This is a genomic window from Tabrizicola sp. T46 (genome assembly GCF_057219895.1).
This window is the reverse complement of record NZ_JBXVVV010000008.1, coordinates 2,501-5,560: the sequence shown is the minus strand read 5'-3', so window position 1 is coordinate 5,560 and position 3,060 is coordinate 2,501. Positions and strand designations below refer to the sequence as shown.

The window sequence follows — 3,060 nt, the reverse complement described above, 5'->3', positions numbered from 1 at the left end:
TGGTTGCGGGGGCAGGATTTGAACCTGCGGCCTTCAGGTTATGAGCCTGACGAGCTACCGGGCTGCTCCACCCCGCGACGCTTGGCCTGTTCGGCCTGGTCGAGTTGCGGCCCTGGTGGGTCGCGCGATCATCGCTTGAGTGAGATTGTCTCTTTTCAGGTCTGGCGGTGACCTACTCTCCCACGTCTTGAGACGCAGTACCATTGGCGTAGGCACACTTATCGGCCGAGTTCGGGATGGGATCGGGAGTTTTGTGCCCGCTATGACCACCAGACCGGAGAAGAGACAGGGGGATTTGCGGCCCCCAACATCAGTGTTGTTCCAGGTTTTCGTTACGTGCTTTTGACGACCCGGGCACGGCGTGTTGCCTTGCTGTTTCCGGATCAGATCAAGCCAATCGGGCAATTAGTACCAGTCAGCTGAATGCGTTACCGCACTTACACCTCTGGCCTATCGACGTGGTGGTCTTCCACGGCCCTCAAGGGAGACCTTGTTTTGAAGGGGGCTTCCCGCTTAGATGCCTTCAGCGGTTATCCTGTCCGCTCATAGCTACCCAGCACTGCCGTTGGCACGACAACTGGTCCACCAGTGGAGCGTTCAACCCGGTCCTCTCGTACTAGGGTCAACTCTTCTCAAGTCTCCTGCACCCACGGCAGATAGGGACCGAACTGTCTCACGACGTTCTAAACCCAGCTCACGTACCTCTTTAAATGGCGAACAGCCATACCCTTGGGACCTGCTCCAGCCCCAGGATGAGATGAGCCGACATCGAGGTGCCAAACGATGCCGTCGATATGGACTCTTGGGCATCATCAGCCTGTTATCCCCAGAGTACCTTTTATCCGTTGAGCGATGGCCCTCCCACTTGGGACCACCGGATCACTATGACCGACTTTCGTCTCTGCTCGACTTGTCAGTCTTGCAGTCAGGCTGGCTTCTGCCATTGCACTCAACGACCGATTTCCGACCGGTCTGAGCCAACCATCGCGCGCCTCCGTTACTGTTTGGGAGGCGACCGCCCCAGTCAAACTCCCCACCATGCACGGTCCCGGGCCCGGATAACGGGTCGCGGTTAGACAACAAGACGGCGAAGGGTGGTATCTCAAGGGAGGCTCCACGAAGACTGGCGTCCCCGCTTCAATGCCTACCACCTATCCTGCACATCACAGTCCTGTTGCCAATGCAAAGCTGGAGTAAAGGTTCATGGGGTCTTTCCGTCTAACCGCGGGTAGTCTGCATCTTGACAGACAGTTCAATTTCGCTGAGTCCACGTTAGAGACAGCGGGGAGATCGTTACGCCATTCGTGCAGGTCGGAACTTACCCGACAAGGAATTTCGCTACCTTAGGACCGTTATAGTTACGGCCGCCGTTTACTGGGACTTCAATTCAGAGCTTGCACCCCTCCTCTTAATCTTCCAGCACCGGGCAGGCGTCAGACTGTATACGTCGCCTTACGGCTTCGCACAGCCCTGTGTTTTAAGTAAACAGTCGCCACCCCCTAGTTTGTGCCCCCCACACATGCTTGCGCACATATGGGGCCTCCTTCTCGCGAACTTACGGAGGCATTTTGCCGAGTTCCTTTAACGTGGTTCTCTCAAGCGCCTTGGTATACTCTACCAGTCCACCTGTGTCGGTTTAGGGTACGGTCTGATGTGGGGCTATTTCCTGGAACCGCTCAGCAGCCCACCCAATCCGATAAGGGCAAACTACACCTGCGATCCGTCACATCCCACTGGCCAGGGAATATTAACCCTGTTCCCATCGACTACGCCTTTCGGCCTCGCCTTAGGGGCCGGCTTACCCTGCTCAGATTAGCTTTAAGCAGGAACCCTTGGACTTTCGGCGAGAGGGTCTCTCACCCTCTTTGTCGCTACTCATGTCAACATTCTCGCTTCTGATCTCTCCACCGGATGCCTTACAGCCCGGCTTCACAGAAAGCTCTCCATGTTGATCCGCGTAGGGTGCGCTACAGCGCACCGAACGATGACAACATGATGAGCTATATCACAGAACGCTCCGCTACCACGCACATCGCTGTGCATCCTGAGCTTCGGCTCGTGGCTTGAGCCCCGTTACATCTTCGCCGCAGGACAGCTTATCTAGACCAGTGAGCTGTTACGCTATCTTTAAATGATGGCTGCTTCTAAGCCAACATCCTGGTTGTTTTGGCCGTCCCACATGCTTTCCCACTTAGCCACGAATTAGGGGCCTTAGCTGCAGGTCAGGGTTGTTTCCCTCTTCACGATGGACGTTAGCACCCACCGTGTGTCTCCCGGATAGTACTCTGCGGTATTCGGAGTTTGCTTAGACTCAGTAAGGCTGTGGGCCCCCATCATCCATGCAGTGCTCTACCCCCGCAGGTATTCGTCCGAGGCGCTACCTAAATAGCTTTCGCGGAGAACCAGCTATCTCCAGGTTTGATTAGCCTTTCACCCCTAGCCACAAGTCATCCAGACCCTTTTCAACGGGTGTTGGTTCGGACCTCCAGTTGGTGTTACCCAACCTTCATCCTGCTCATGGCTAGATCACCTGGTTTCGGGTCTGATCCCACGAACTCATGCGCCCTTTTAAGACTCGCTTTCGCTGCGCCTCCACCTAACGGCTTAAGCTTGCTCGTAAGACCAAGTCGTTGACCCATTATACAAAAGGTACGCCGTCACCTCTCAAGGAGGCTCCGACTGCTTGTAGGCGTCCGGTTTCAGGTACTGTTTCACTCCCCTCGTCGGGGTGCTTTTCACCTTTCCCTCACGGTACTGGTTCGCTATCGGTCAGCAAGGAGTACTTAGCCTTCGGAGGTGGTCCTCCGATCTTCAGACAGGATTACACGTGTCCCGCCCTACTTGATACGTCCCTTGGCACTTCGCATACGGGGCTGTCACCCATGTCGCTGGCCTTTCCAGACCATTCTGCTCATGCTTCCAGGCTCGGCTGGTCCGCGTTCGCTCGCCACTACTAACGGAGTCTCTATTGATGTCCTTTCCTCCGGGTACTTAGATGTTTCAGTTCCCCGGGTTTGCTCTTAAACCCCTATGTATTCAGGGTAAAAGTACCTGTCTCAC

The 3,060-nt window shown here is 55.5% G+C and carries 1 tRNA gene and 2 rRNA genes (1 of these 3 running past the window's edge); all 3 read right to left on the bottom strand.

What is annotated here, in order from left to right:
- Positions 1-77, bottom strand: a tRNA-Met gene (locus AC2D9V_RS17810).
- Positions 78-159: 82 nt separating this feature from the next.
- A 5S ribosomal RNA gene (gene rrf, locus AC2D9V_RS17805) occupies positions 160-274 on the bottom strand.
- Positions 275-384: 110 nt separating this feature from the next.
- Positions 385-3,060, bottom strand: a 23S ribosomal RNA gene (locus AC2D9V_RS17800) (it continues 172 nt past the right edge of the window).